The following is a 24,036-nucleotide window of genomic DNA, read 5'->3' on the forward strand; positions in this document are numbered from 1 at the left end:
CTGCACGATCCGGGATGGATGCAGCCCTTCGTGTTGATGTGTGTTTGAATGGAGCGCGGTCTCATGGACGAAAGCAAGGTGCCTGGCGCAGGCCGGAACGATCCGGGGCTGACGACGGATCAGTTGAAGCAGGCGTATTACGACATGCTTCTGATCCGCCGTTTCGAGGAAAAGGCAGGCCAGCTTTACGGCATGGGACTGATCGGTGGGTTCTGCCACCTCTATATCGGTCAGGAAGCCGTGGTTGTGGGCATTGAGTTGGCCCAGAAACCCGGCGACAAAGTCATCACCTCCTACCGCGATCATGGCCAGATGCTGGCTGCCGGCATGGACCCGCGCGGCGTGATGGCCGAACTCACAGGGCGCGAGACGGGCTATTCCCACGGTAAGGGTGGCTCGATGCACATGTTCTCGCGTGAGAAGAACTTCTACGGCGGCCATGGCATCGTCGGAGCGCAGGTAGCACTTGGCCTCGGACTGGCATTCGCCAACTGGTATCGCGGGACGGACGAAGTCTCCCTGACCTATTTTGGTGAGGGCGCCTCCAATCAGGGGCAGGTGTACGAGAGCTTCAACATCGCGGCTCTGCACAAGCTACCGTGTGTGTTCATCATTGAGAACAACCGTTACGGCATGGGCACGAGCGTCGAACGCGCGTCCGCTTCCAAGGAACTGTGGCGCAACGGAGAGCCATGGGGCATCCCGGGCAAGCAGGTGGATGGCATGGATGTTGAGGCGGTGTATGCCGCAGCGCAGGAAGCCATCACGCATTGCCGGGAAGGCAAGGGACCGTATCTGCTGGAAATGTCCACGTATCGGTACCGCGGACATTCGATGTCCGATCCGGCGAAATATCGTCAGCGTAGCGAAGTGGATGAAATCCGCCAGACGCGCGATCCGATTGAGCACGTTCGCAAGTTGCTGACAGAAGCGGGTGTGGACGAGGCGGCCTTCAAGGCGGTTGAGGACAAGGTGAAAGCCGTGGTGGCCGACGCCACAGAGTTCGCCAAGACCTCGCCGGAGCCTGATCCGTCCGAACTGTATACTGACGTCCTGGTGGGAGAATAACTCGGATGGCTACCGAAATCCTGATGCCGGCCCTCTCGCCCACCATGACGGAAGGCAAGCTTGCCCGCTGGCTCAAGAAGGATGGGGACAAGGTGTCCTCCGGTGACGTGATTGCCGAAATCGAAACGGACAAGGCCACGATGGAAGTCGAGGCTGTGGACGAGGGCATTATCGGTCGCATCCTTGTGCCGGAAGGCACCGAGGGTGTGGCGGTGAACACGCCGATTGCCGTGCTGGTGGAAGAAGGTGAGGCTGTGCCGGAGGGAAACATTTCTCCAAGCGCACCTGCCGCAGAGGGAGCGCGTGAAGAAGCCTCCGCAGGTGCCGCAAGAACGGCGGTTCCCACGGCACCGGCCCCACTGTCTGCTCCCGAGCCGGAGAAAGACTGGGGGGAGACGTCCGAGATCACCGTGCGCGAGGCGCTGCGTGACGCCATGGCGGCGGAACTGCGGCGCGATCAGGATGTGTTCCTGATTGGTGAGGAAGTCGGTCAGTATCAGGGCGCTTATAAGGTCTCTCAGGGCCTGCTGGACGAGTTCGGTGAGAAGCGTGTGATGGACATGCCCATCACGGAGCATGGTTTCACTGGTATGGCCGTGGGTGCGGCGCTGACAGGTCTCAAACCCATCGTTGAGTTCATGACCATGAACTTTTCGATGCAGGCGATCGACCACATCATCAACTCGGCCGCCAAGACGCTTTACATGTCCGGTGGCCAGATGGGCTGCCCCATCGTGTTCCGTGGCCCCAACGGTCCGGCTTCGCGCGTGGGTGCCCAGCATTCGCAGTGTTATGGTAGCTGGTACGCGCATGTGCCGGGTCTGAAGGTTGTCGCGCCATGGTCATCTGCGGATGCGAAGGGTCTTCTTCGGGCGGCCATCCGCGATCCGAACCCCGTGGTCTTCCTTGAGAACGAGATTCTCTACGGTCAGAAGTTCTCCTGTCCCGTGGATGAGGAGTTTATCCTTCCCATCGGCAAGGCGAAGATCGAGCGGGCGGGCAAGGATGTGACCATTGTGGCGTTCTCGATCAGCGTTGGCACGGCGTTGGCGGCGGCCGATCTTCTGGCGCAGAAGGGGATCGAGGCGGAAGTCATCAATCTGCGCACTCTGCGTCCGCTGGACACCGCGACCATTGTGGAAAGCGTGAAGAAGACAAGCCGTCTGGTGACGGTCGAAGAAGGCTGGCCGTTTGCCGGCATTGGCGCGGAAGTGGCGATGCAGGTGATTGAGCACGCCTTTGACTGGCTGGATGCGCCTCCTGTGCGCGTGACGGGTGTGGACGTACCGATGCCGTTCGCGGCCAATCTGGAAAAGCTGGCGCTGCCGCAGCCCGAATGGGTTGTTGAGGCCGTGGCCAAGATCGTCTGAGGAGCAGGCAGCAATGGCTATCGAAATCCTGATGCCCGCCCTGTCTCCGACGATGACGGAAGGCAAACTGGCGCGTTGGCTCAAGAAAGAAGGCGAAAAGATTGCGTCGGGTGACGTGATCGCCGAGATCGAAACGGACAAGGCCACGATGGAAGTCGAGGCCGTGGACGAGGGCGTTCTTGGCCGCATCTTTGTCCCTGAAGGCACCGAAGGTGTGGCGGTGAATACGCCGATTGCGGTGCTGGTGGAGGAAGGTGAGGCGGTGCCGGAGGCATCTTCGGCGCAACCTAATGAGGCGCCATCTTCGTCCAAAGCCGCGGCTCCCGTCACAGCCATGCCAGCTCCTTTGGCGGCCCAAACTTCCGCGCCTGCCGTTAACAAAGGCACGCGAGTCTTCGCGTCTCCGTTGGCAAAGCGTATCGCGAAGGACGCTGGTCTGGACCTGACCACCATAAAGGGGACCGGTCCGCATGGGCGCATCGTAAAAAAGGATGTAGAGGCCGCGAAATCGGCTGGGCCTGCGCAGGCGATGGCCAGTGCGGCCCCTGTGGGCGGCACGACGGCGCATCCACTGTCCACGATGCGCAAGGTCATCGCGCGGCGTCTGTCGGAATCCAAGAGCACGATTCCGCATTTCTATGTGTCGGTGGACGTGCAGCTTGATGCGTTGCTGGCGCTGAGGACACAGCTTAATGCGGCGTCTCCAGAAGAAGGGCCGGACGCTTTCAAGCTGTCGGTCAACGACATGCTGATCAAAGCCGCTGCGGTCACGCTGCGTCGTGTAAAGGGCGTGAACGTCTCCTTCACCGATGACGCGATCCTTGAATACAACGACGTGGACATCTCGGTGGCTGTGTCGATCCCCGATGGGCTCATTACCCCGATCATCCGACAGGCGGACCGGAAATCCCTGCGCGAGATCAGTGTGGAGATGAAGGATCTGGCCAAGCGGGCGCGTGCGGGCAAGCTCAAGCCGGAAGAGTTTCAGGGTGGATCGTTCTCGGTCTCCAACATGGGGATGTTCGGCGTGAGTTCGTTCTCGGCCATCATCAATCCGCCGCAGGCCGCCATTCTGGCCATCGCGGCGGGTGAGAAACGTCCTGTCGTGAAGGCCGATGGTTCTCTGGGTGTTGGCACGGTGATGACGACCACGTTGTCGGTCGATCATCGCGCGATTGACGGCGCTCTGGCCGCCCAGTGGACGAAAGCGTTCCGCGACGTGGTGGAAAATCCGATCACTCTCGTCATCTGACCTCTCCTGCGCGGACTGTCATGCGGCAGTCCGCGTCCGAAGCCATCGATCAGGACATTGAATATGAGCACCACCGATTTTGATCTGATTGTTGTGGGAGGCGGTCCCGGCGGCTACGTGGCGGCGTTGCGCGCAGCCCAACTCAAGCTTTCGGTGGCGGTCGTGGAGGCCAACCATCTGGGTGGCATCTGTCTGAACTGGGGCTGCATTCCGACGAAGGCTTTGCTGCGGGCTTCCGAGATCAACCACCTGCTGCACGATCTGGGCCAGTTCGGGTTTACTGTAGACAACCCGCGTTTCGATTTTGGCAAAGTGATCGGACGGTCGCGGGCTGTCTCCAAGCAGCTTTCCAGTGGTGTGGCTCATCTGCTCAAGAAGGCCAAGGTGCCGGTGTTCGACGGTTTCGGCAAACTGGCCGGCGTTGAGGGCAAGAAGCGCAAGGTTGAGGTGGCGCTTAAGGATGGAAAGTCCGTCACGCTGAAAGCGCCGCACGTCATTCTCGCGACCGGCGCGCGTGCGCGTGTGCTGCCGGGACTGGAGCCTGACGGCAAGTTCGTGTGGTCCTACCGTGAGGCGTTGGTGCCCGATGAGTTGCCCAAGCGCCTGCTGGTGATTGGTTCTGGTGCCATCGGCACGGAGTTTGCGTCATTCTACCGCAACATGGGGTCCGAGGTGACGCTGGTTGAGGTGGCCGATCGCGTGCTTCCAGTTGAAGATGAGGACATCAGCAAGCTCGCACGCACGGCGTTCGAGAAGCAGGGGATGAAAATCCTCACCGGTGCGAAGCTTGGCCCGCTGAAAAAGTCCGACAAGGATGTGACGGTTGAGATCGAGGTAGGCGGCAAGAAAGAAACCATCACGATCGACCGCGTGATTTCGGCGGTTGGCATTGTCGGCAACGTCGAAAAGCTTGGGCTTGAAGGCACCAAGATCGTCGTGGACCGCACGCATGTTGTCACGGACGAATTGTGCCGCACGGGGGAGGCCGGGGTGTATGCCATCGGCGATCTGGCCGGTGCGCCGTGGCTGGCGCACAAGGCAAGTCATGAAGCGGTCATGTGCGTGGAAGCGATTGCGGGACTGCACGTTCATCCCATCGACGTGACGAAGATTCCGGGCTGCACTTACTGCCGTCCGCAGGTGGCGTCCGTGGGTTACACGGAAGCGAAGGCCAAGGCCGCCGGGTATGAGGTGCGTGTGGGACGCTTCCCGTTCATTGGTAATGGCAAGGCAATTGCCATGGGTGAGCCTGAAGGCTTGGTAAAGGTCGTCTTTGACGCCAAAACGGGTGAATTGCTTGGCGCGCATATGATCGGCGCGGAAGTGACCGAAATGATCCAGGGGTATGTCATTGCGCGGACGGGCGAACTGACAGAAGCGGAATTGAAAGAGACAATCTTCCCGCATCCGACCATCTCGGAATCTATGCATGAAGCGGTGCTGGCGGCCTATGGCGGGGCGCTGCATTTCTAGTTGAATAGCTTCGTTGACGTATGTTGCGGGGGACATGCTTTCGCAACATACGCGCGATGGCGGCTCTCTTTTTCCGGCTCAGCAGACGAGAAGGGAGGCCGCTTTGTTCGTGTTGTTTTCCGTCTTCTCAAGAACTTTTCGAAGTGCCGCCGGATAGAGCAGATGTTCCTGCACAAGCACTCGTGCAGCCAGATCATCGGGCGTGTCGGCATCCGGGAACACAGGCACGGCGGCTTGAGCGATGATCGGGCCTTCGTCCATTCCCGCCGTCACATGATGCACCGTGCAGCCATGGATACGCACGCCCGCCTCCAGCACCCGCTCATGTGTGTGTGTGCCCGGAAACAGTGGCAACAGGCTGGGATGGATGTTGATCATTCGCTCTGCCCATGCGTCCGTGAGAAAAGGCGTGAGCAGACGCATATAGCCAGCCAGACAGATGAACTCGACACCTGCTTCGCGTAGGCGCGCGTCAACGGCGCGTTCATGCGCCTCACGATCCTTGCCGAATGCTTTGTGAGGGATGGCGTCTGCGGTAATGCCACATTCACGTGCATAATCCAGTCCGGCGGCATCGTCTTTGTTGCTCAGCACCAATGCCACGCGCGCCGGAAAATCCGGCGCAGCACAGGCCGCGATCAGCGAGCGCATATTACTGCCGCGGCCACTGATGAGGATGGCGATCGGGGTCTTGTGGATCGTCACGACGCTCTGTCCTCAGGCGTGCGCGAAGTCAGGAGATACGACCATCTCCAGCGTAGGTGCGGCATCCGATGTTGCGGCAGCTTCGATCTGACCCAGCACGACAGGTGTTTCGCCAAGTTCGCTCAGACGTTGCATCACGAGGTTGGGCTTGGGTGTAATCAGCACCATGCCGATGCCGCAGTTGAACACGCGCAGCATCTCGTCCGTGGCAACGTTGCCAGCCTTAGCCAGCCATCCAAAGACGGGATTGGGCACCCATGGTCCGTCGATCACGGCTTTCGTGCCCTTGGGCAGCACGCGGGGCAGGTTGCCGGGAAGACCACCGCCGGTGATATGGGCTGCACCGCTCAGCAGGCCATCGCGGTGCAGAGCCAGCACCTGCTCGACATAAAGGCGCGTGGGCGTCATCAGCGCTTGCGCGATGGTCTGGCCGGGAGCGAAAGGGGCCGCGTCGTTCAGCGCAAGGCCGCTTTTTTCCAGAATGCGGCGTACCAGCGAGAAGCCGTTGGAATGAACGCCACTGGCCGTAAGGCCGATCAACGCGTCTCCGGGCCGGATCGTGCCGGGCAGGAGTTTGCCGCGCTCGGCCGCACCGACCGAGAAGCCGGCGAGGTCATAATGACCGGCAGCGTACATGCCGGGCATCTCGGCGGTTTCACCTCCCACCAGCGCACAACCGGACAGACGGCAGCCTTCGGCAATGCCGCGCACGACCTTGGCCGCGTCTTCCACGGCCAGTTTGCCTGTGGCGAAGTAATCGAGGAAGAACAGCGGTTCCGCACCCTGCACAACCAGATCGTTGACGCACATGGCGACAAGGTCGATGCCAACCGTCTCGTGCAGCCCGCTGTCGATGGCGAGATTGAGCTTCGTGCCCACGCCGTCCGTGCAGGAGACAAGCACCGGATCGGTGAAACCTGCGGCCTTGAGATCGAACAGCGCGCCAAAACCGCCAAGGCCGCCCATGACGCCGCTGCGGGTCGTGGCTTTCGCGGCGGGCTTGATCGCTTCGACCAGCGCATCGCCTGCTTCAATGTCCACGCCGGCCTCGCGATAGGTGAGGCCGTTGCTGGCGGCGTCCGGGGTGGGTGTGCTCATGGTGCGGCTCGTCTCGGCTGCGGGAGGTCCGACATCGCGGGTCGAACATCCCCGACGTTTCGGGTAATCAGGTTCAGGGTTTCCTTTAGGACAGGTAGGGCGGCGCGCATAGCGGTGACAGAGCAGGAAGGGCCGCCGGTCCCGCGCGACGATGGGTCGCCAACCGCCACATCGCTTCAGAAGGACGGGCGCGCGCAGATGGCGCTTCCGTTTGTGCATCGGCGGAAATTCGATGTGGGCAGCTTTGTGCCCGCTCCCTCCAACGCGCACGCCCGTACCCTTGTCATGTCCGGCACCGATCCTCACGCATGGCCGGAAGGTCGCCTGCTTCTGTGGGGAGGGGCCGGGTGCGGCAAGACGCATATGCTGAGCTTGTGGGCTACGTGTCACAATGCCTTGCTAGTGGATATGGCGCAGGGGCAGATGCCCGACATCATGGAGATTGTGGAGCGCCAGCCTCCAGCCCTAGCGCTCGATTCCGTGGTGGTGAGTGAGCGCGATGAACTGCCGTTGCTGCGGCTCATCAATCTTTCACGTGAGCGTAGGATGCCTCTGCTGATGGCATCCCGGTTGCCGGCAAGTCGGTGGCAGGTGTCTCTGCCGGATTTGAACAGTCGCCTGCGGGCTACCATGGCGGTTGAGATCATGGCTGCCGAGGATGTGCTGCTGGAGCGGCTGATGTTTCGTCTCTTGGCCGAGAGACAGTTAACCGTGTCGCATCGGTTGACGGAGTGGCTGTTGCAGCGCCTGCCGCGTGAGGCGGCGGCGGTTCTGGAATTGGTGGAACGCATTGATGCTCTGACACTGGCCTCCGGTGTGGCGCTGGATCGCCGACAGGCGGAAGGTCTTCTGCGGGACATGCGCATCGAAATTTGAAAAATGTCTGGTCGCAAGCAGGGATCTCACCGCAATATTAAGTTTTGAAGAATTTTGCGGTGAGAGGGGTGTCCCCGGTTTGGCGCTGCCGAGTGTTGCCGTAAGACAGTGATTGAGAACAGCAATCAGAATCACAAGGGCTGCCCGCAGGGGCGGTCGGGTAAGCGGGGAACGGTTCGTGGCGCAAGACGGTGACAAGACACAGGCGACGACAAGACGTCGGACACGCTCGACGGCAAAAACACCCTCCCGGACCACGCGAAGCTCTACGGCGCAGAAAACCACGAAAACTGTGACCCGCGCGCCCGCTCGACGCACGACAAAGCCAGCCCCGCCCGCGATCCGTTGCGATTCGCCGGATCGGTTCATCAACCGCGAATTGTCATGGCTTGCGTTCAATCAGCGCGTCGTGGACGAGGCGGAGAACCCCAATAATCCTCTGCTGGAACGGCTTCGCTTCCTCTCGATAAGCGCGAGCAATCTGGACGAGTTCTATTCCGTGCGCGTCGCCGGTCTTGTGGGGCAGGTGAGGGAAGGTCTGGTTTCCCTTTCTCCCGATGGTCTGACCCCCGCTCTCCAGCTTGCCGCCGTGCGTGAGCGCTGCGTGCTTCTTCTGCGGGACCAGCAGCGGGTATGGCGAGACTTGCGGGGTTTGCTGGCAACGGCAGGGGTCACGCTGTGTGGTCTCGATCAGCTTGATGAGGACGATCAGCACTGGCTGACCGATCTCTTCATGGAACGGGTGTTCCCTGTTCTGACGCCTTTGGCATTCGACCCCGCGCATCCTCTGCCGTTCATTCCCAATATGGGGCTGGCGCTCGGACTGCGGCTTGTTTCTGCGGAGACGGGGCTATTCGTGATGAATGGTCTTATCCTTCTGCCGGCACAGGTGGATCGTTTCGTGCGTCTGCCGTCTCCGCCCGGCAAACCGACATCCGTGCGGTTCGTGCTGCTCGAAGACCTGATCACGCTGTGCATCGACCGGCTCTATCCGGGGCTGTCGGTTGTCGAAAGTGGCATGGTGCGCGTGGTGCGCGACACGGATGTGGAGTTCGAAGACGAAGCCGAGGATCTGGTTCGTTCCTATGAAACCGCGCTCAAGCAGCGGCGACGGGGCGTGGTCATCCATGTGGACATGGAAGAAAAAGTGCCCGCTGAACTGGCGGCCGCCATCGTGGACGAGCTGGACCTGCCGCCTGAAGAGGTTTCGGTTCATTCGGGCATGATCGGCGTGGTCGATCTCAAGCAGATGATCGTCGATGATCGTCCCGATCTGCTGTTTCCTCCCTATACCCCGCGTTTTCCTGAGCGGATCGTGGATTTTGGTGGCGACTGTTTTGCCGCCATCCGCGCAAAGGATCTGATCGTACATCACCCGTTCGAAAGCTTCGATGTGGTGGTGCAGTTCCTGCGACAGGCAGCACTTGATCCGAACGTGATCGCCATCAAACAGACGCTCTACCGCACATCGCGCGACAGCCCAATCGTCAAGGCGCTGATCGAGGCCGCAGAGGCCGGCAAATCCGTGACCGCAATGGTGGAACTGCGCGCCCGTTTCGATGAAGAGGCCAACATTCGTCTGTCCCGTGCCCTGGAGGCGGCGGGTGTGCAGGTTGTGTTCGGTTTCTCGGACCTCAAGACGCATGCGAAGCTCAGCCTCGTCGTCCGCCGCGAAGGCAACACCGTGCGTTCCTACGCACATTTTGGAACGGGCAACTATCATCCCATCACGGCGAAGATTTACACGGATCTGTCCTTCTTCACCTGCAATCCTGAGCTTGCCCGGGATTCTGCGCGTCTGTTCAATTACATCACCGGCTACGCCATGCCGGCGAAAATGGAAGCCATCGCCTTCTCGCCGCTGACATGCCGCAAGACTCTGGTGGATCTGATCGATCGCGAGATTGCCCATGTTCGCGCGGGACGGCCGGGCAACATCTGGCTGAAGATGAACGCGCTGGTGGACCCGGAGCTGATCGACAAGCTCTATGAGGCGTCCTGTGCCGGTGTGAAGATCATGGGCGTGGTGCGCGGCATGTGCTGCCTACGTCCAGGCGTGCCGGGACTGTCGGAAAACATCCACATCAAGTCGATCGTGGGCCGGTTCCTTGAACATGCCCGTATCTATGTTTTTGGCGATGGACACCGCCTACCATCCCGCGCGGCCAAGGTGTTCATCTCGTCGGCCGACTGGATGACGCGCAACATGGACTGGCGCGTGGAAAGTCTTGTGCCGATCACCAATCCAACGGTGCACGCGCAGGTGCTGGATCAGATCATGGTGACAGATCTCAAGGACAACCTTCAGTCGTGGATACTGGAGCGTAATGCTGTCTGGCGTCGTCTCGATCCGGGATCGAAGCCGTTCTCGGCTCATGAGTGGTTCATGACGCATCCTTCGCTGTCGGGAAGAGGGTCCGCCGCCAGTGAAATTCCGGTTCGTCCAGCACCTCCACCGCAGGAAAGATTGCTGGACGATTGAGGTTTGGCGTTTTGCGGAGTTCGGAGAGTTTTTCTATGGTGTGTGGGAAAACTCTCCAGAGGAGCCGTCATGGAAACGCAGACACACACGTTCGGCGACACCCGCATGCGGGCCACCGTCGCAGCGCAGGGAGCGGAACTTGTCGCGTTGAGTGCGGACGGGGAAGATGTGCTGTGGGACGCAGGCAAGGCATGGCGACGTCACTCGCCCGTGCTTTTTCCCATTGTTGGGCGTCTGCCTGACGACACGGCTCTTATTGATGGCAAGTCTTATCGTCTGACCCAGCATGGTTTTGCGCGGGATCGGCGTTTTCGGTGGGTGGAAATGCGCGATGACGGATGTGTGCTGGAACTGGAAAGCGACGAGAAAACGCTGGCGGTTTTCCCGTTCCGCTTTCGGTTGTGGTTGGATTATCGCGTGCAAGATGGTCGCCTGACCGTCACATACACTCTCCGCAACATGGAAGAAGGACGTGAACTTTTTGCCTCTCTCGGTGCCCATCCGGCTTTTCGCTGGCCATTGCGGAAGGGCGAGGACCGAGAGGCTTATCGTTTGACGTTCGAGGAGGCGGAACCGGAGCCCATCCGTCGTCTTGAGGGTGGATTGCTGGCTCCAGATGCGCGTCCGACCCCGATCAAGGGGCGTGAACTGGCGTTGCAGGATGCCTTGTTCGAAGACGATGCGATCATCATGGACCGTGTGCGTAGCCGATCCGTCGTCTTCGGCAAGCCCGGTTCCCGAGGGCTGCGTGTGGCATGGAATGGCTTCCCGCAGCTTGGAATATGGACCAAACCCGGCGCACATTTTTTGTGCATTGAGCCATGGCACGGCTTTGCTTCCCCTCATGGTTTCCGTGGTGAGTTTCGTGACAAGCCGGGGCAGCTTTGTCTTCAGCCTCAGCAGGAATGGTCGGCGTTCTGGTCGGTGGAGGCCGTTGACGCTTGAGCCGGGTGACAGGAGGGCAAAAGCGCAGGAAACCTGAAAAGGCTTCCCGTCGCAGTCGGCCGTGGTTGAGAGTGGCGGCTTGGGCGCTGGGTGGCATGATGCTGGTTGCGGGGACGACGGCCGGGATTGGCTGGTGGCGTTACACGATGCCCGGTCCCCTGTTGGAGAGCCGTGCCATTGTCATTCCACATGGCGGTTACGCTTCGACAGTAGCGGTGCTTCAGCAGGCGGACGCTCTGCGAAGCACACAACTAGACCGAACTGTTTTTCTCGCTGCTTTGCGTCTGACGCGACATGACGGACAGATTCATGCGGCGGAACTGGCTTTTCCGGCGCATGCGTCCATACGGACGCTGCTGGACGTTCTTCGTCATGGCAAACCCGTGCTGCATCCTCTCACCATTCCTGAGGGACTGACAGCGTCTCAGATTCTGACGATTGTGAACGCAGCTCCCTTTCTGACCGGTCATGTTGAGGCTCTGGAAGAAGGTACGGTTCTCCCCGAGACCTATCGGTCTCTTCGCGAGACGGACCGGACAGCGCTCATTGCACGGATGCAGCAGGCAATGCAGCGTGAGGTGGAACGGGTATGGCAGGGCCGGGATACCGCTCTCATTCTGACCACTCCCCAGCAACTGGTGATTCTCGCATCCGTCGTGGAAAAGGAGACTGGCGTCGCCAGCGAACGCCCACGGATCGCCCGGGTTTTTCTCAATCGTCTGGCGCGTGGGATGAAGCTTCAGTCCGATCCAACGACCATTTATGCGCTGACAAAAGGTGTAACGCCTCTCGGACGCCCGCTGACGCATGCCGATCTGGCCGTGGCCAGTCCTTACAACACCTATGTTAGCACTGGTCTTCCGCCCACGCCCATCTGCGTACCCGGCACGGCGGCACTGGAAGCGGTGGCGCATCCGGCAACGGGGGACGACCTTTACTTCGTGGCGTCCGGTAATGGCGAGCACCGCTTTGCGGTGTCGCTCGACGATCATAATCGCAATGTCAGGGCGCTGCGGACACTCCGTGGAACGAACGGGGAGCGCCATCCCACGGATCAGAAGCCCGCTCAGTAGCTCCGGGAAGAAGATTTCGTGCCGGAGGAGAGAGACTCACTCTGGATTCCACTCGAAGACGGCGGTGTATATGGAGTGATCTGAGCGCCGGTATCCTGCGTGTCCGTGGTGGCGGAACCCGTGCCGGTTGTCGTGGTGGGCACAGCGGCGGCGGACGAGGCGTAACGGGTCAGGATCGAACGCAGGGGATCGGCTCCCGCGTTGTTGACGCGCATCGAGATGACGATGTCCTCGGGGCCGATGATCTGACCGTAATAGGCGCGGTTGCTGTCGCTATCGACTGTCAGCTTCGAGCCGCCGAGTGACGCACCAGCGAACAGGCCCTGCGATTTCTGGATAGCCATGATGTCCGTGTTGGACCGTCCGGCCGTGCCGCTTTCCAGTCCGCCGCCCATGGAAGCAAAGGATGCTGCCGCGTTGGCGCCAAACTGGAACTGGCTGTCGAGAAGCGCCTGAAGGCCGCGATCGCTCATCACGAAGAACATGACTTCGGAGGAGTCCACGCCAAGCTGAAAGCCGAGCGAGCCGGAACTGAGCTTGTAGAACGCAGGGTCGGACCACGAGCCTCGCGCATCACGCGAAAGCAGCACGCACCCGCCACCGGACCCACCGATGCCAAACGACATGCGAAACACAGAGGGGCAGACCATCACGGCGCGGGCTTTCGCCAGATAGCGATAGACGCGATCGGTGGTTTTGGCACCGGTGAACACGTCCTGAACCGCAAGCGTGGCCTTGTCCACCAGAGTCTGTTGAGTGTTGTCGGCCGCGTGCCCGGGGTGGGACAGACCGAGGAAGCCAAGCATGGTGGCGGACGCAAGCAAAAGCCGGGTAGGGCGGCGAACCCGCATTGGGAAGTCTCCTGTCACGGGGGCGAGACGTATCGAATCGCCTGAATCTGTGGCGGCACAATGGCGGAGAGCGTCTTCTCGCGCAATTCGTGGCCGAAAATGGAAAATGGCAGTCAGTGCAGCGGAAGGGGAACGCCGTTCACGGTCAGAACACCTCCCTCCCATGTCGTGTCCCATGTGTTGGCATTGCCGCTGCGGTGGCTGACTACCCGGGCAAGGATCAGGGCGGCGGCGACCTTCATCTGGCTATCCTGTCGCGCACGGTCGACGAGACCGGAGATATCCTGAATTTCCAGATGGCCACTGGCGGAGGCGCTGTCATGTTCGCCTGTGAGTGTGGCGCGTCCATTTCCAGACAATGTGACCGTATCACGTTGGGCCGTAAGAGAGTTGATCGTCACATGCACGGCAGGAAGCTGTTTCGCCTTTCCGCCCGTGGAGGCCATGAGCGCTGCAAGTTCACTGACGGGAAGGGAGAAATTCGCCCGAGCGTCAGAGGGAAGCAGGGAGGGTGCATTGACTCCAGCCGTCGTGACGCCGCTCAGGGAGAGTGTGGCGGTTGCAGTGGTGCCGGTGGTGGCGAGAGCAAGCTGCGCTGTGTCTGACCGTATGTTCAATGTGTTCCGCCGAACGTTTACGTTTTTCCATGCAATGGCAAGTTTGCGACCGGCTTCAAGCTGTTGTTCAGCCAGCCGACCTTCATTTTCCAGCCAGTTGGAACAGGCGGATTCATGACGCCCCACAAGGGCGGACAGCAGCACCACGGAAGCAGCGTCAGCAAGATCCTGCGCTGAACCGTTGTCCGGGCCGGAAAGGGTCTGACGTGAGGCCTGCAAACTGGCGCCTCCCGCACTGACTGTCACATGGTCCAGCGTCACGCCTGTGGCTGAGGTTTGCGCGGCATGATGAATTGTGGCGCATCCGGCGGGGACGGAAGCAGCCTGAGCCACTTCCATTCCCGACAGGGGGACTGCCAGAAACATCACGAGGAATCGAAGACGCTGTCCCCGAGAAAAGGACGGCAGCACGGCAAGTTGCATGGTGGAGCGTATCATTTGTGGCTAAGGGTGGCGCAAGTGACGGCGGCGCGCAATCGGGTGCCGGACGGCATGATGTCGGAAATCTTCCGCAAGCCCCGGAAATCCTGCATGTCTTTTCGCCCAGATCCCTTTCTTCTCTGCCTGCTGGCCACTCTTGGCGTGGCCACTGTGTTGCCCTGCCGAGGGGCCGCCGTTCCGTTTTTCACTACATTGGCGGTCGTGCTGATTGCTCTGATGTTTTTTCTGCAGGGAGCGCGTCTCTCCCGTGCGGCTGTCGTGGAGGGCATGACGGCCTGGAAACTGCATCTGACCATTCTTGGATGCACCTTTCTTCTGTTTCCACTGCTCGGCCTTGGTCTGCGCGCCGTGATGCCTGGCCTGTTGTCGAACGATGTGTGGATGGGCGTGCTGTTTCTGTGCTGCCTGCCCTCCACCGTGCAGTCCTCCATCGCGTTCACCTCCATCGCGCGCGGCAATGTGCCAGCGGCCGTGTGTTCGGCGACGGCATCCAATATCGCGGGGATTTTCATCACACCGATTCTGGTGGGACTCGTTCTTGCCAAACAGGGCGGTCAGACCGGAGGTGGCCTGTCCATCATTTTGCAGCTTTTGCTTCCGTTCGTGGCGGGACAGGTGCTTCAGCCATGGGTGGGAGAATGGGCGCGGCGCAACCGCAAGCTGCTGTCATTTTCGGATCGTGGATCAATTCTGGTGGTGGTGTACACCGCCTTCAGTGAAGCCGTGGTCAATGGGTTGTGGCACCGTCTTCCTCCCACGCAGCTTGCGGCTATTGCGGCTGTGGATTGCGGTCTTCTGGCGGCAGTGCTTCTGGTCACGCGCTATGGTAGCCAGATGATGGGCTGGTCACGCGAAGATGAGATCACCATCATTTTCTGCGGCTCGAAAAAGACGCTGGCCTCGGGTGTTCCGATGGCCAACGTGCTGTTTCCTTCGGCCACGGTGGGGCTCGTGGTGTTGCCGCTGATGCTGTACCACCAGATCCAGCTTTTTGTGTGCGCCATTCTGGCCCGCCGCTTTGCGCGTGAAGCGGAAAGTCACGAATGATCGGCTCCTCTTCGGAGTGTCGAACTGAATTGTGGGATCCCGTTCCTGTAAGTGGCTTGTAAGGCGACATCGAGCAGGCGGTCGATCACTGGCGAATCATGAACGCCTGTCAGGGCCATGCCAGCGATAATGATCGAGGGGACGCCGTTGATCCCGTTGCGCTGATGCAGGCTTTGTTCCGACAGGACCGTTCCTGAAAGAGTTTGGCCTGCAAGCAGTTGCAGGACCAACTGGGGGTCAAAGCCATGCCGTTCTGCGGTGTGAGCAAGAACCACAGGATCACCAATGTCTTCTCCCCGTCGGAAGAAGGCTTCGAACAGACCCAGCACGAGCGACGTGGCGTCGCCCCGTGCGGATGCCCATGTTAAAAGTCGGTGGGCATTCAGGGTGGCGGGGACTTTGCATATCCGGTCAAAATGAATTGCAGTATCGAATTCCCGCGCCTGCTTTTCGATAAGGTGCAAGAGGCGGGCAATTCGGGTGTCATCGCCCTGTTTGATCCGCAAATACGATTCAAGCGACATGCCTTCGGGTGGGAAGGTGGGGTTGAGCAGAAAAGAGCGCCACTGCCACTCGATATGAACGTCATTGCGGCGTGACAGAGTGGAGACCAGACGGTCAATCCCGATGGCGCACCACGGACAGACGAAATCGAAGACGATTTCGACCCTGACTCGAGGGTGAGTGGCGGCAACCATGTTCATGGTGCCATCTTACGGAATCGAGGGATGAATTGCCCATCACGATCTGCCATCCGTGGCAATTACATTCCATCTTTTGCCTGATGGGGTCGGAGTGATTCTGTGATGTGCGGCAGGAGAGGGATTTGGATTTATCGATGTTCATTGTGGAATTCAGTTTGGATGGCATTGCAGGAAATCATGAAAATTAAATGAATATTCTCCTTAACTTATTGGAAATATAATTGTGACTAGATTCATATTCAGATGAATTGCTCTGTCTTCTTTGGTGTTGTTGCAAGTTAGGAGGTCCTGGTCATGTCAGGTGCCGTTTCCGGTCTTTCGCCCGTCTCCACTTATCTCGCGAGCATGAAAGATGAGGACAAGTCTGCTGCAACCTATGCAAAGGCCAATGGCACGATCGCCAACTATGTTACATCTTTTGAGAATGATGCAGTCAATATCACGTCCGCAAGCGCTCTCATGAAAAACTACAAGGCCATGTCTGTAGTTCTGGGCGCTTATGGATTAAGTTCGATCCAGAATGAAACGGCGCTGGTGAAGGATCTGCTGACGCAGGACCCAACATCTTCTACATCCGTTGCGGCCAAATCCGGCAATTCCACATGGCTGGCCTTTGCCAAGGCATTCTCGGCCTGGAACGAAACAAGTTCCTCGTCCACAGCCACATCACCTTTTGCAGATTCTTCGACCGTGGAAACATTGGCTGCAAAATATGAAGAGACCAAATACGAGTCGTCCCTTGAGGACTCCGACAGCACCTCGGGGGTTGGTAATGCGCTTTATTTCACACGCACGATGACTTCCAGCATGACGCTGAATGATATCATGTCTGATTCAAGTCTTCTGAAAGTGGTGGAAACGGTGAGTGGGTATAACCCTACTCAATTCGGCGCTCTGGATTATGACGAGCAAAAACGGCTTCTCTCCAAAAAGGTGGATCTCTCGGATTTTTCGACACCGGCAAAGGTCCAGAAATATGCCGAACAATATCTGACAATGTTGCAGATTACGCCGCAAACAACCGATAAACCCGCGACGCTTCTGTCATTGTATGGGGCAGATGGTTCCGGGAGCAGCGTGTTGAGCCTGTTTGGCGTGTCGTCTGGCACATCGCTGGTGTCAGCCCTCTATGGCTAATCTGTCCCTCATTTAGAGTGAATATGTTTTCTTTCACTGTCGCGTTGTGACAGTGCGGGAAGACGACACAGGATATTTTTGACGCCATTCCAGAAAAGCGGCCTAGTGGGGGTGATATGTTTTCATCATCCCGGATGTTTTGACCATGGCTGATCGTTCTTCTCCCATCTTGTCGTCCTCTCTCGATCCAGTGGGGGAACAATGGGACGATCTGCGTCGTGTTGGTCATGAGATGTTGGATGAGATGTTCGACAATCTCATGACTTTGCGGGAGCAGCGGGTGTGGCAGCCGCTTCCCGACACTATCCGTGAAGGGTTCCGCCACACCGATGTGCCGAGAGAAGGGCAGGATGTCCATGCTTTTGCCAAGGCTTTCCGCGAAGAGGTGCTGCCCTATTCCGTAGGTAATCGTCACCCCGGTTTCATGGGGTGGGTACATGGTGGTGGCACGCCTGTAGGTATGCTGGCTGAGATGCTGGCAGGTGGACTGAATGCCAATCTCGGAGGGCGGGATCATGCTCCGGTCGAGGTGGAGCGCATGGTCTTGCGCTGGGCAGTCGCTCTCATGGGAATGCCCGATACGGCTTCAGGCATTCTGGTGACAGGATCGTCTATGGCGAATTTCATCGCTGTGATTGTTGCCAGCCGCGCTGTTGAAGGTGGGCTTGCACTACGAAACAGTGGCGTAGGACTGCGCCCCCTCGTGGGATATGCTGCGACCAGTGCGCATGGATGCGTCAGCCGTGCTTTCGATCTGGCGGGGCTTGGGAGTGAAGCGCTGCGGTTGGTGCCGGTCGATAAAGATTTTCGGATGGACACGGCGGCACTTCAAGAAATGATCGCGGCTGACCGCAAAGCCGGGCGGGAGCCTTTTCTTGTTGTGGGAACCGCTGGAACGGTCGATGTCGGGGCGATCGATCCTCTTGATGAAATCGGAGCCATCGCACGAGAAGAAAAACTTTGGTTCCATGTGGACGGGGCTTTCGGGGCGCTGGCGCGGTTGTCGGAACGCTTTGCAGCGTCTCTTGCGACTATTGGACAAGCCGACAGCCTTGCTTTCGATTTCCATAAATGGGCACAGGTACCCTATGACGCGGGCTGTATTCTCGTGCGCGATGCTCAGAAGCATGCCGCAGCCTTTGCTCAGAACCTGAATTATCTATCGCGAGAAGATCGTGGGCTGGCGGCAGGTGCGCCGTGGTTCTGTGATTTCGGACCGGATCTCTCGCGTGGTTTCCGGGCGCTCAAGGTCTGGGCGACCCTGTCCGTGTACGGCACCCAGCGTCTTGGTCATATGGTGGAACGATGCTGTGACGTGGCGCAGTATCTGGCTGCGCGGGTGGACCGTGAGCCGACGCTGGAACTGATGGCGCCGGTTACGCTCGATATCGTGTGTTTCCGGCTGGTTGCGACCGGCATGACAGACGAAGACGCCGACGTATTTAACGGCGAGATCGTCAAGGACGTTCAAGAAAGTGGGTTGGCGGCGCCCTCCACCACACGGATCAATGGACGCCTCGTGATTCGGGCCGCCATCGTCAACCATCGCACACAGGAAGAAGATGTGGATCGGCTGGTTGATACCGTGCTGGCATGTGCTGAACGCCGCCGATCAGGCGGCGCGTGAGCGGCGCTTCCCTCCAGTTTCATCGAACAGTTCCGAGAGTTTTTTCATCATCGTCCCGCCGAGTTCCTCCGCGTCGGTAATGGTCACGGCGCGTTTGTAATAGCGCGTTACGTCATGGCCGATACCGATGGCGACAAGCTCGACTTCACTGCGGTTTTCGATGCTGGAAATGACCTCGCGCAGATGATCTTCCAGATAGGAACTCGGGTTGGCCGACAATGTGCTGTCATCGACCGGCGCGCCATCGGAGATGACCATGAGAATACGACGCTGTTCAGGCCGGGCGCGCAGGCGTCGGGCTGCCCAGAGCAGAGCTTCTCCGTCGATGTTTTCCTTGAGCAATCCTTCGCGCAACATCAGCCCGAGATTGCGCTTTGAGCGGCGCAGAGGGGTATCGGCGGCCTTGTAGATGATGTGGCGCAGATCGTTCAGACGGCCAGGGTTCGCCGGTTTTCCGTCCGCTGTCCATTTTTCCCGGCTCTGTCCGCCTTTCCACGCGCGGGTGGTAAAACCGAGGATTTCCACCTTCACTCCGCAGCGCTCCAGTGTGCGCGCGAGGATATCGCCGCACATGGCCGCCACAGAAATCGGGCGTCCGCGCATGGATCCTGAGTTGTCGATCAGCAGAGTCACCACCGTGTCGCGGAAATCGGTCTCCTGTTCCTGCTTGTAGGACAGCGAAAGCATGGGGTTCACCACGATGCGCGAAAGACGTCCCGCATCGAGAATGCCTTCCTCAAGATCGAAGTTCCATGCGCGGGTCTGTTGCGCCAGAAGTTTGCGCTGAAGGCGATTGGCAAGCCGCGCAATGACGCCGGTCAGATTGGCAAGCTGGAGATCGAGTTGCTGGCGGAGACGGGCCAGTTCGTCTTCGTCGCATAGATCTTCCGCTGCGACTTCTTCGTCAAACTGCGTGGTATAGGCATGATAACCACGTGCCGTGTCTCCAGGCGCGGCATCGCGACCATTGGTGGGACCGGAGGGCTCGCTAGTGCCTTCCGGGTCGTCGCCTTCGGCTTCGGAGGCGTCATCGGGCGAACCGGATTCGCCCATGCTGTCCATAAGCTGAGGTTCCGGACCGGCTTCTTCCTCCTCGCTTTCGGGAGAGGGAGGCTGTTCCTCGGTCTGTGGCGGCGGCTCTTCATCGCCGGCATCGTCAGGAACGGGGGCATCGTCCTCTCCGTTCTCATCATTCTCCGGCCGTTCTTCCTCGGCTTCCACGAGTGAGCAGGCCGCCATCAGATGACGGGCCGCGCGGGTGTAGGCAACCTGATCGTTCTGAGCAAGCGCCATTTCATCCAGCGCCTTGAGGGCGGCATCGGGAAGGGAGCGCCCCCAATCCTCCAGCAGCGAGCGCATCATCGCGGGAGCCGGACGTCCGCTGAGTTTTTCACGTGCCAGAAGTCCAAGAGCCATGGGCGTGGAGAGTTGGTCCCGGCTCGTCATATGAGGAACGCCGGCATCGCGGAGTTCCTGCTCGAGTTTCTGTTCGAGATTGGCTGCAACGCCCTGCATATAGCGCGAGCCAACGGCTTCGATCCGCGCTTGTTCAAGGGCGTCATACACCGAACGGGCGACCGCTTCTTCGGGCTGATGCTCACGGTGCAAGTCCACGTCATGGTGACGAAGCTTCAATGCCTCAGTATCAGCAGCACCGCGCAGACGCGTGGTTTCTTCGTCCGTTGGATGGCGGGAAAGCTGGGAGAGGCGAATGGGAGTGTCCTGATCCAGCGGGCCGGGTGGCATATTGCCCGCGTGGAAGGAGACGGAGGCATCCGGCCGACCGCCCAGAGCGCGAATGGCGCCAACCGTTGCGCGACGAAAGGCTTCCGCCTGTTCAGCGGTGTCGGGCGCGGAGGGGGCTTCACGTGGGGAGCGGGGGCGTTCAACCATGATGTCTCTCCGGGCGGTCAGTTCTTGCGCTTGCCCATCGGGTCCGCGTTGAAGCAGCGCTGATAATATTCCGCCACCATCGACCGCTCGGCCTCATCGCACTTGTTGAGGAACGTGACGCGGAACGCGAATGCGATGTCACCGAAAATGCGCAGATTTTCAGCCCATGCGATGACCGTGCGCGGTGACATAACGGTGGAGATGTCGCCCGCCATGAAGCCTGCGCGTGTGAGGCCCGCCAGTGCCACCATGTTGTCGATGGTCTGGCGCATCTTCTTATCGTCGGGGGCGATGTTGAGCTTGGAGACGACAATCGCCACTTCCTGCTCATGCGGCAGGTAGTTCAGCGACGTCACGATGTTCCAGCGATCCATCTGCCCCTGATTGATCTGCTGCGTGCCGTGATACAGGCCTGTCGTGTCACCCAGACCGACCGTATTGGCCGTTGCGAACAGACGGAAAGCCGGGTTGGGACGAATGACGCGGTTCTGGTCGAGCAGGGTGAGATTGCCTTCCACTTCCAGCACGCGCTGGATGACGAACATCACGTCCGGGCGGCCTGCGTCATATTCGTCGAACACCAGCGCACAGGGATGCTGGAGGCACCACGGCAGCAGTCCTTCACGGAACTCGGTCACCTGCTGACCATCCTTGAGGACGATCGCGTCTTTGCCGATCAGGTCGATACGCGAGACATGGCTGTCGAGATTGATGCGCACACACGGCCAATTCAGACGTGCTGCAATCTGCTCGATATGAGAAGACTTGCCTGTGCCGTGAAAGCCCTGAACCATCACGCGGCGGTTGAAGGCAAAACCCGCGAGAATGGCGATGGTCGTATCGTGGTCGAAGCGATAGCTAGTGTCGATATCGGGCACATGCTCGGTGCGGATCGAGAATGCGGGCACCATCATGTCGCTGTCGATGCCGAAGACCTCGCGGGCCGAGACCTCCCGATCGGGGACTGAAATGGCGGAGGTGGGGGGCAGTTCGTCAGTCGCAGCAGCGCTCATGATATGTCCGTTTCGTTGTCGTGGGATAACCCTGCCATGCTCAGGCAGATCGCTCAAAGTCCTCGGTGGTGTTCGCCGTGAAATGCGCGCGCAGGGCAGCGTAGGCCACGTTGATAATCTTGAATCGTTCTTCTGCGTCCAGATCGCCATTGTTGGCGTCAGGATGGTGCTCACGCGCCAGTGCCTTGTAACGCGCTTTCACCTCATTGAGCGAGACGGGCCAGCGCAGGCCCATCGTCTCCAATGGATCACGCAAGGGTGGGGGCGTTTTCGGCTCGCGTGATTCCTTGTGGCGTTTGGCACGGGCAGCACGGGAAGCATTGAGAATGTCCAGCGGGTCGAGCACGTCCTCCTCGCTGAAAGGTTGGCGCCCCATGTGTCCGATCTTCCATGAAGGCCGGTCCCACGCCACATCTGCGCGTAGATGCGCCTCGATCTGGGCAGCGCTCATGCCTTTGTAGAAGTCCCACCGTGAATTGTACTCACGAACGTGTTCAAGGCAGAACCAGAAATACTGGTTCAATGTCGTGCGTGAACGCGGCGCGCGGTAACCCGCCTCCTGCGTGCAGCCGGGCGCGTCACAGCACTGCTTTGGTGCGTCCGGGTCCGGATCGAAGGCCCGGGGACGTGTGTTTCGTCTCCTCATGTCACCTGTTATGTGTGCCACTTCCGGCCTGACGCAAGAGGGATTTCTGGTGTGGGCAGCAACGAAGGAAGAGGTGGCGACATGGCGGATACGGCAACGGGGCCGCGGGCGCAGCGTGTTCTGAGTGTGCTTGAGGAAAAGCTTTCTCCTACACTGATCGAGCTTGTGGATGACAGTCACCGACATGCCGGGCATCTCGATCGTCCGCGTGGACCGCAGGCGGGCACTACGGAGACACATCTCCAGTTGGTGGTGGTGAGTGATGCCTTCGAGGGACTGTCGCGGGTGGCGCGTTCGCGCCTTGTGCATAAGTTGCTCGACGCCGAATTTGGCGACGGTCTGCATGCATTGGCCTTGACGCTCAAAACGCCCGCTGAGGCTGCACGATGAGGCGTATTTTCTCACGACGGGCTGTTCTGCTGTCGTCACTGGCCGTCACCGCCTGCGCCGGATCTGGACTGGCGCCGTTGTCTCCGCAGGATCGGCAGGACAGTGCCCGCGTGGAGGGGTGGCTCAACGCGCTGAACGGGCTGCAGTTGCCTTTTACCCAAATCTGGCCGGATGGCAGCCGTGGATCGGGCACACTCACTTATACACCCGGACACCTGCGGCTTGATTACGATGTACCACGCGGCATGACGCTGGTTGCAGGCGACGGACATCTGGTTCTCACCAATCCGCAATCCGGGGCGGTGACGCGCATGGGCCTGTCCCATACGCCGCTGGGACTGCTTCTTGCTCGTCCGATCCGTCTGTCGGGTCCGGTCACGGTCACAGCCGTCCAGCGTCAGCCGGGGTGGATGCAGATTTCCATGGCGAAAACGGATCGGATGACGGACGGTCTGCTGACGCTTCAGTTCCGCGATAATGGTGGCGTGTTGACGCTTGCCGGGCTGGTTCTGGTGGACGACCGGCAACATGTGGTGCGGCTGGAGTTGGGAGATGCTGCCGGATGATTCTGCCATGAGCTGTATTGCTTACGTCTTTGATATGACAGTGGAAGCGCTCCAGAGTGCTTTAGGTAATAAATAATTATATAATCGATATTGATAAGGTAAGGTGGTCATGAGTGGATTTGATTTCCTTGGCACGCATATTGCTTTAGGTTCTATTGTAATTGGCTTGATTGTGGGAATTACTTCTGGAAGTTTAACACGATATATTTGGTATATAATGCCACGTGTAATTGACTCCATATTGGAAGTTTTGCCATGGTCAAAAAGAAGGCGTATTGCGAACACAGAGAAGAAAATAAAACGATACTATGTTGCAAGTATAAGAAGTGAAGAAAAACTCTATTGGCTGCGACAGTCGCACGCAAATATTGTTATTTCATTTTGCATGGCATTTTTGTGTTTTGTTATTTCTATATGGGCTCTAGTTGGATTAGATTATGTATCTGTAATTTATAGAATATATGGAAAATCACATAATATAAACGATTTCAATAATCCCAAAATAGGTCCAGCAATTCAGTTTCTGATATCATCTATTGCAGGATCAGTATTCTTGATACAAACTATTTCTTCTGTTTCGGTGTATTTGCAATATAATAACGCGTCAAAAACTGTTTCGAGTCTGCAGCAGAGGCTGGCAAAACTTACAGGTGGAGGGTTCGAAAAACCCTTGGCTCTGAGCTGTTCTGTGTGATTCCATTTCTTCGGCGTTGATTGGGGATGGTGGAAGATGAAGCAGCCTGGTTTCTTTGATGTTGAAGA

Annotated in this window: 22 protein-coding genes; 14 read left to right on the forward strand and 8 right to left on the reverse strand. The window is 58.9% G+C overall.

The features are described from left to right. Positions 1-63: 63 nt before the first annotated feature. The 4 genes from pdhA to lpdA all read left to right on the forward strand — a co-directional run bounded on the left by pdhA (position 64) and on the right by lpdA (position 5,163). Positions 64-1,068: a pyruvate dehydrogenase (acetyl-transferring) E1 component subunit alpha gene (gene pdhA, locus GOB87_RS08280; RefSeq protein WP_166315063.1), complete on the forward strand. Its 1,005-nt coding sequence runs from the start codon at positions 64-66 to the stop codon at positions 1,066-1,068. A gap of 5 nt (positions 1,069-1,073) precedes the next feature. Continuing rightward, the gene (locus GOB87_RS08285) at positions 1,074-2,438 is read left to right on the forward strand and encodes a pyruvate dehydrogenase complex E1 component subunit beta (protein WP_166315066.1); all 1,365 of its coding nucleotides are present in this window, start codon (positions 1,074-1,076) and stop codon (positions 2,436-2,438) included. A gap of 13 nt (positions 2,439-2,451) precedes the next feature. Then, positions 2,452-3,690: a pyruvate dehydrogenase complex dihydrolipoamide acetyltransferase gene (locus tag GOB87_RS08290; RefSeq protein WP_166315069.1), complete on the forward strand. Its 1,239-nt coding sequence runs from the start codon at positions 2,452-2,454 to the stop codon at positions 3,688-3,690. Between the two features lie 63 nt (positions 3,691-3,753). After that, the gene (gene lpdA, locus GOB87_RS08295) at positions 3,754-5,163 is read left to right on the forward strand and encodes a dihydrolipoyl dehydrogenase (RefSeq protein WP_166315072.1); all 1,410 of its coding nucleotides are present in this window, start codon (positions 3,754-3,756) and stop codon (positions 5,161-5,163) included. 78 nt (positions 5,164-5,241) lie between these two features. Here lpdA and purN read toward each other — a convergent pair whose 3' ends face one another. Beyond that, complete coding sequence (purN, locus tag GOB87_RS08300) at positions 5,242-5,868, reverse strand: phosphoribosylglycinamide formyltransferase (RefSeq protein ID WP_166315075.1); 627 nt, start codon at positions 5,866-5,868, stop codon at positions 5,242-5,244. A gap of 12 nt (positions 5,869-5,880) precedes the next feature. Next, positions 5,881-6,966, reverse strand: coding sequence for a phosphoribosylformylglycinamidine cyclo-ligase (gene purM, locus GOB87_RS08305; RefSeq protein ID WP_166315078.1), 1,086 nt, complete (start codon positions 6,964-6,966; stop codon positions 5,881-5,883). Positions 6,967-7,080: 114 nt separating this feature from the next. Here purM and GOB87_RS08310 point away from each other — a divergent pair, with 114 nt between their 5' ends. From GOB87_RS08310 to mltG, 4 genes are all read left to right on the forward strand, one after another. Further along, entirely contained in the window at positions 7,081-7,842 is a 762-nt protein-coding gene (locus GOB87_RS08310; RefSeq protein WP_166315081.1) for a P-loop NTPase family protein, read from the forward strand. Positions 7,843-8,134: 292 nt separating this feature from the next. After that, positions 8,135-10,324 (forward strand): RNA degradosome polyphosphate kinase, encoded by a 2,190-nt coding sequence (locus GOB87_RS08315; protein ID WP_408737123.1) that lies wholly within the window; start codon positions 8,135-8,137, stop codon positions 10,322-10,324. Positions 10,325-10,393: 69 nt separating this feature from the next. Next, a complete protein-coding gene (locus GOB87_RS08320; RefSeq protein WP_166315087.1) occupies positions 10,394-11,269 on the forward strand; it encodes an aldose 1-epimerase family protein in 876 nt (291 codons plus the stop codon). A 95-nt stretch (positions 11,270-11,364) separates the two neighbouring features. Next, on the forward strand, positions 11,365-12,342 hold the full coding sequence (mltG, locus tag GOB87_RS08325; protein ID WP_166315132.1) for an endolytic transglycosylase MltG: 978 nt from the start codon (positions 11,365-11,367) through the stop codon (positions 12,340-12,342). Here the strand turns inward: mltG and GOB87_RS08330 are convergent. Both GOB87_RS08330 and GOB87_RS08335 read right to left on the reverse strand, forming a co-directional pair. Next, positions 12,336-13,193: a lipid-binding SYLF domain-containing protein gene (locus GOB87_RS08330; RefSeq protein ID WP_166315090.1), complete on the reverse strand. Its 858-nt coding sequence runs from the start codon at positions 13,191-13,193 to the stop codon at positions 12,336-12,338. The two genes, mltG and GOB87_RS08330, sit on opposite strands and share 7 nt — an antisense overlap. A gap of 113 nt (positions 13,194-13,306) precedes the next feature. Continuing rightward, positions 13,307-14,248, reverse strand: a complete 942-nt coding sequence (locus GOB87_RS08335) for a hypothetical protein (protein WP_242006247.1) — start codon at positions 14,246-14,248, stop codon at positions 13,307-13,309. Between the two features lie 93 nt (positions 14,249-14,341). On the opposite strand from GOB87_RS08335, the gene GOB87_RS08340 reads away from it, so the two are divergent. Continuing rightward, positions 14,342-15,298, forward strand: a complete 957-nt coding sequence (locus GOB87_RS08340; RefSeq protein WP_166315093.1) for a bile acid:sodium symporter family protein — start codon at positions 14,342-14,344, stop codon at positions 15,296-15,298. Here GOB87_RS08340 and GOB87_RS08345 read toward each other — a convergent pair. Further along, entirely contained in the window at positions 15,289-15,996 is a 708-nt protein-coding gene (locus GOB87_RS08345; RefSeq protein ID WP_166315096.1) for a DsbA family oxidoreductase, read from the reverse strand. The genes GOB87_RS08340 and GOB87_RS08345 overlap by 10 nt on opposite strands. A gap of 351 nt (positions 15,997-16,347) precedes the next feature. On the opposite strand from GOB87_RS08345, the gene GOB87_RS08350 reads away from it, so the two are divergent. Further along, a complete protein-coding gene (locus GOB87_RS08350) occupies positions 16,348-17,139 on the forward strand; it encodes a DUF1217 domain-containing protein (protein ID WP_242006248.1) in 792 nt (263 codons plus the stop codon). A 145-nt stretch (positions 17,140-17,284) separates the two neighbouring features. Beyond that, positions 17,285-18,766 carry a pyridoxal phosphate-dependent decarboxylase family protein gene (locus GOB87_RS08355; RefSeq protein ID WP_166315102.1) on the forward strand — a complete coding sequence of 494 codons (1,482 nt, stop codon included), beginning with the start codon at positions 17,285-17,287 and terminating at the stop codon, positions 18,764-18,766. Here GOB87_RS08355 and GOB87_RS08360 read toward each other — a convergent pair. Genes GOB87_RS08360 through GOB87_RS08370 form a run of 3 tightly spaced genes read right to left on the reverse strand, consistent with a single transcriptional unit; the run spans position 18,752 to position 22,318 of the window. Then, positions 18,752-20,659 carry a cobaltochelatase CobT-related protein gene (locus tag GOB87_RS08360; RefSeq protein ID WP_166315105.1) on the reverse strand — a complete coding sequence of 636 codons (1,908 nt, stop codon included), beginning with the start codon at positions 20,657-20,659 and terminating at the stop codon, positions 18,752-18,754. The two genes, GOB87_RS08355 and GOB87_RS08360, sit on opposite strands and share 15 nt — an antisense overlap. A gap of 17 nt (positions 20,660-20,676) precedes the next feature. Further along, positions 20,677-21,672, reverse strand: a complete 996-nt coding sequence (gene cobS / locus GOB87_RS08365) for a cobaltochelatase subunit CobS (RefSeq protein WP_166315108.1) — start codon at positions 21,670-21,672, stop codon at positions 20,677-20,679. Positions 21,673-21,712: 40 nt separating this feature from the next. After that, positions 21,713-22,318, reverse strand: coding sequence for a J domain-containing protein (locus tag GOB87_RS08370; RefSeq protein ID WP_166315111.1), 606 nt, complete (start codon positions 22,316-22,318; stop codon positions 21,713-21,715). 81 nt (positions 22,319-22,399) lie between these two features. Between GOB87_RS08370 and GOB87_RS08375 the strand changes: the two genes are divergently transcribed. The 3 genes from GOB87_RS08375 (at position 22,400) to GOB87_RS08385 (ending at position 23,968) form a co-directional block, all read left to right on the forward strand. Further along, the gene (locus tag GOB87_RS08375) at positions 22,400-22,708 is read left to right on the forward strand and encodes a BolA family protein (RefSeq protein WP_166315114.1); all 309 of its coding nucleotides are present in this window, start codon (positions 22,400-22,402) and stop codon (positions 22,706-22,708) included. Next, a complete protein-coding gene (locus GOB87_RS08380; protein WP_166315117.1) occupies positions 22,705-23,274 on the forward strand; it encodes a LolA family protein in 570 nt (189 codons plus the stop codon). Before GOB87_RS08375 ends, GOB87_RS08380 begins: the two co-directional genes overlap by 4 nt. 109 nt (positions 23,275-23,383) lie before the next feature. Beyond that, positions 23,384-23,968: a hypothetical protein gene (locus GOB87_RS08385; protein WP_166315120.1), complete on the forward strand. Its 585-nt coding sequence runs from the start codon at positions 23,384-23,386 to the stop codon at positions 23,966-23,968. The last annotated feature ends 68 nt before the right edge of the window (positions 23,969-24,036 follow it).

The organism is Acetobacter estunensis (assembly GCF_011516945.1).
Lineage (GTDB): Bacteria > Pseudomonadota > Alphaproteobacteria > Acetobacterales > Acetobacteraceae > Acetobacter > Acetobacter estunensis.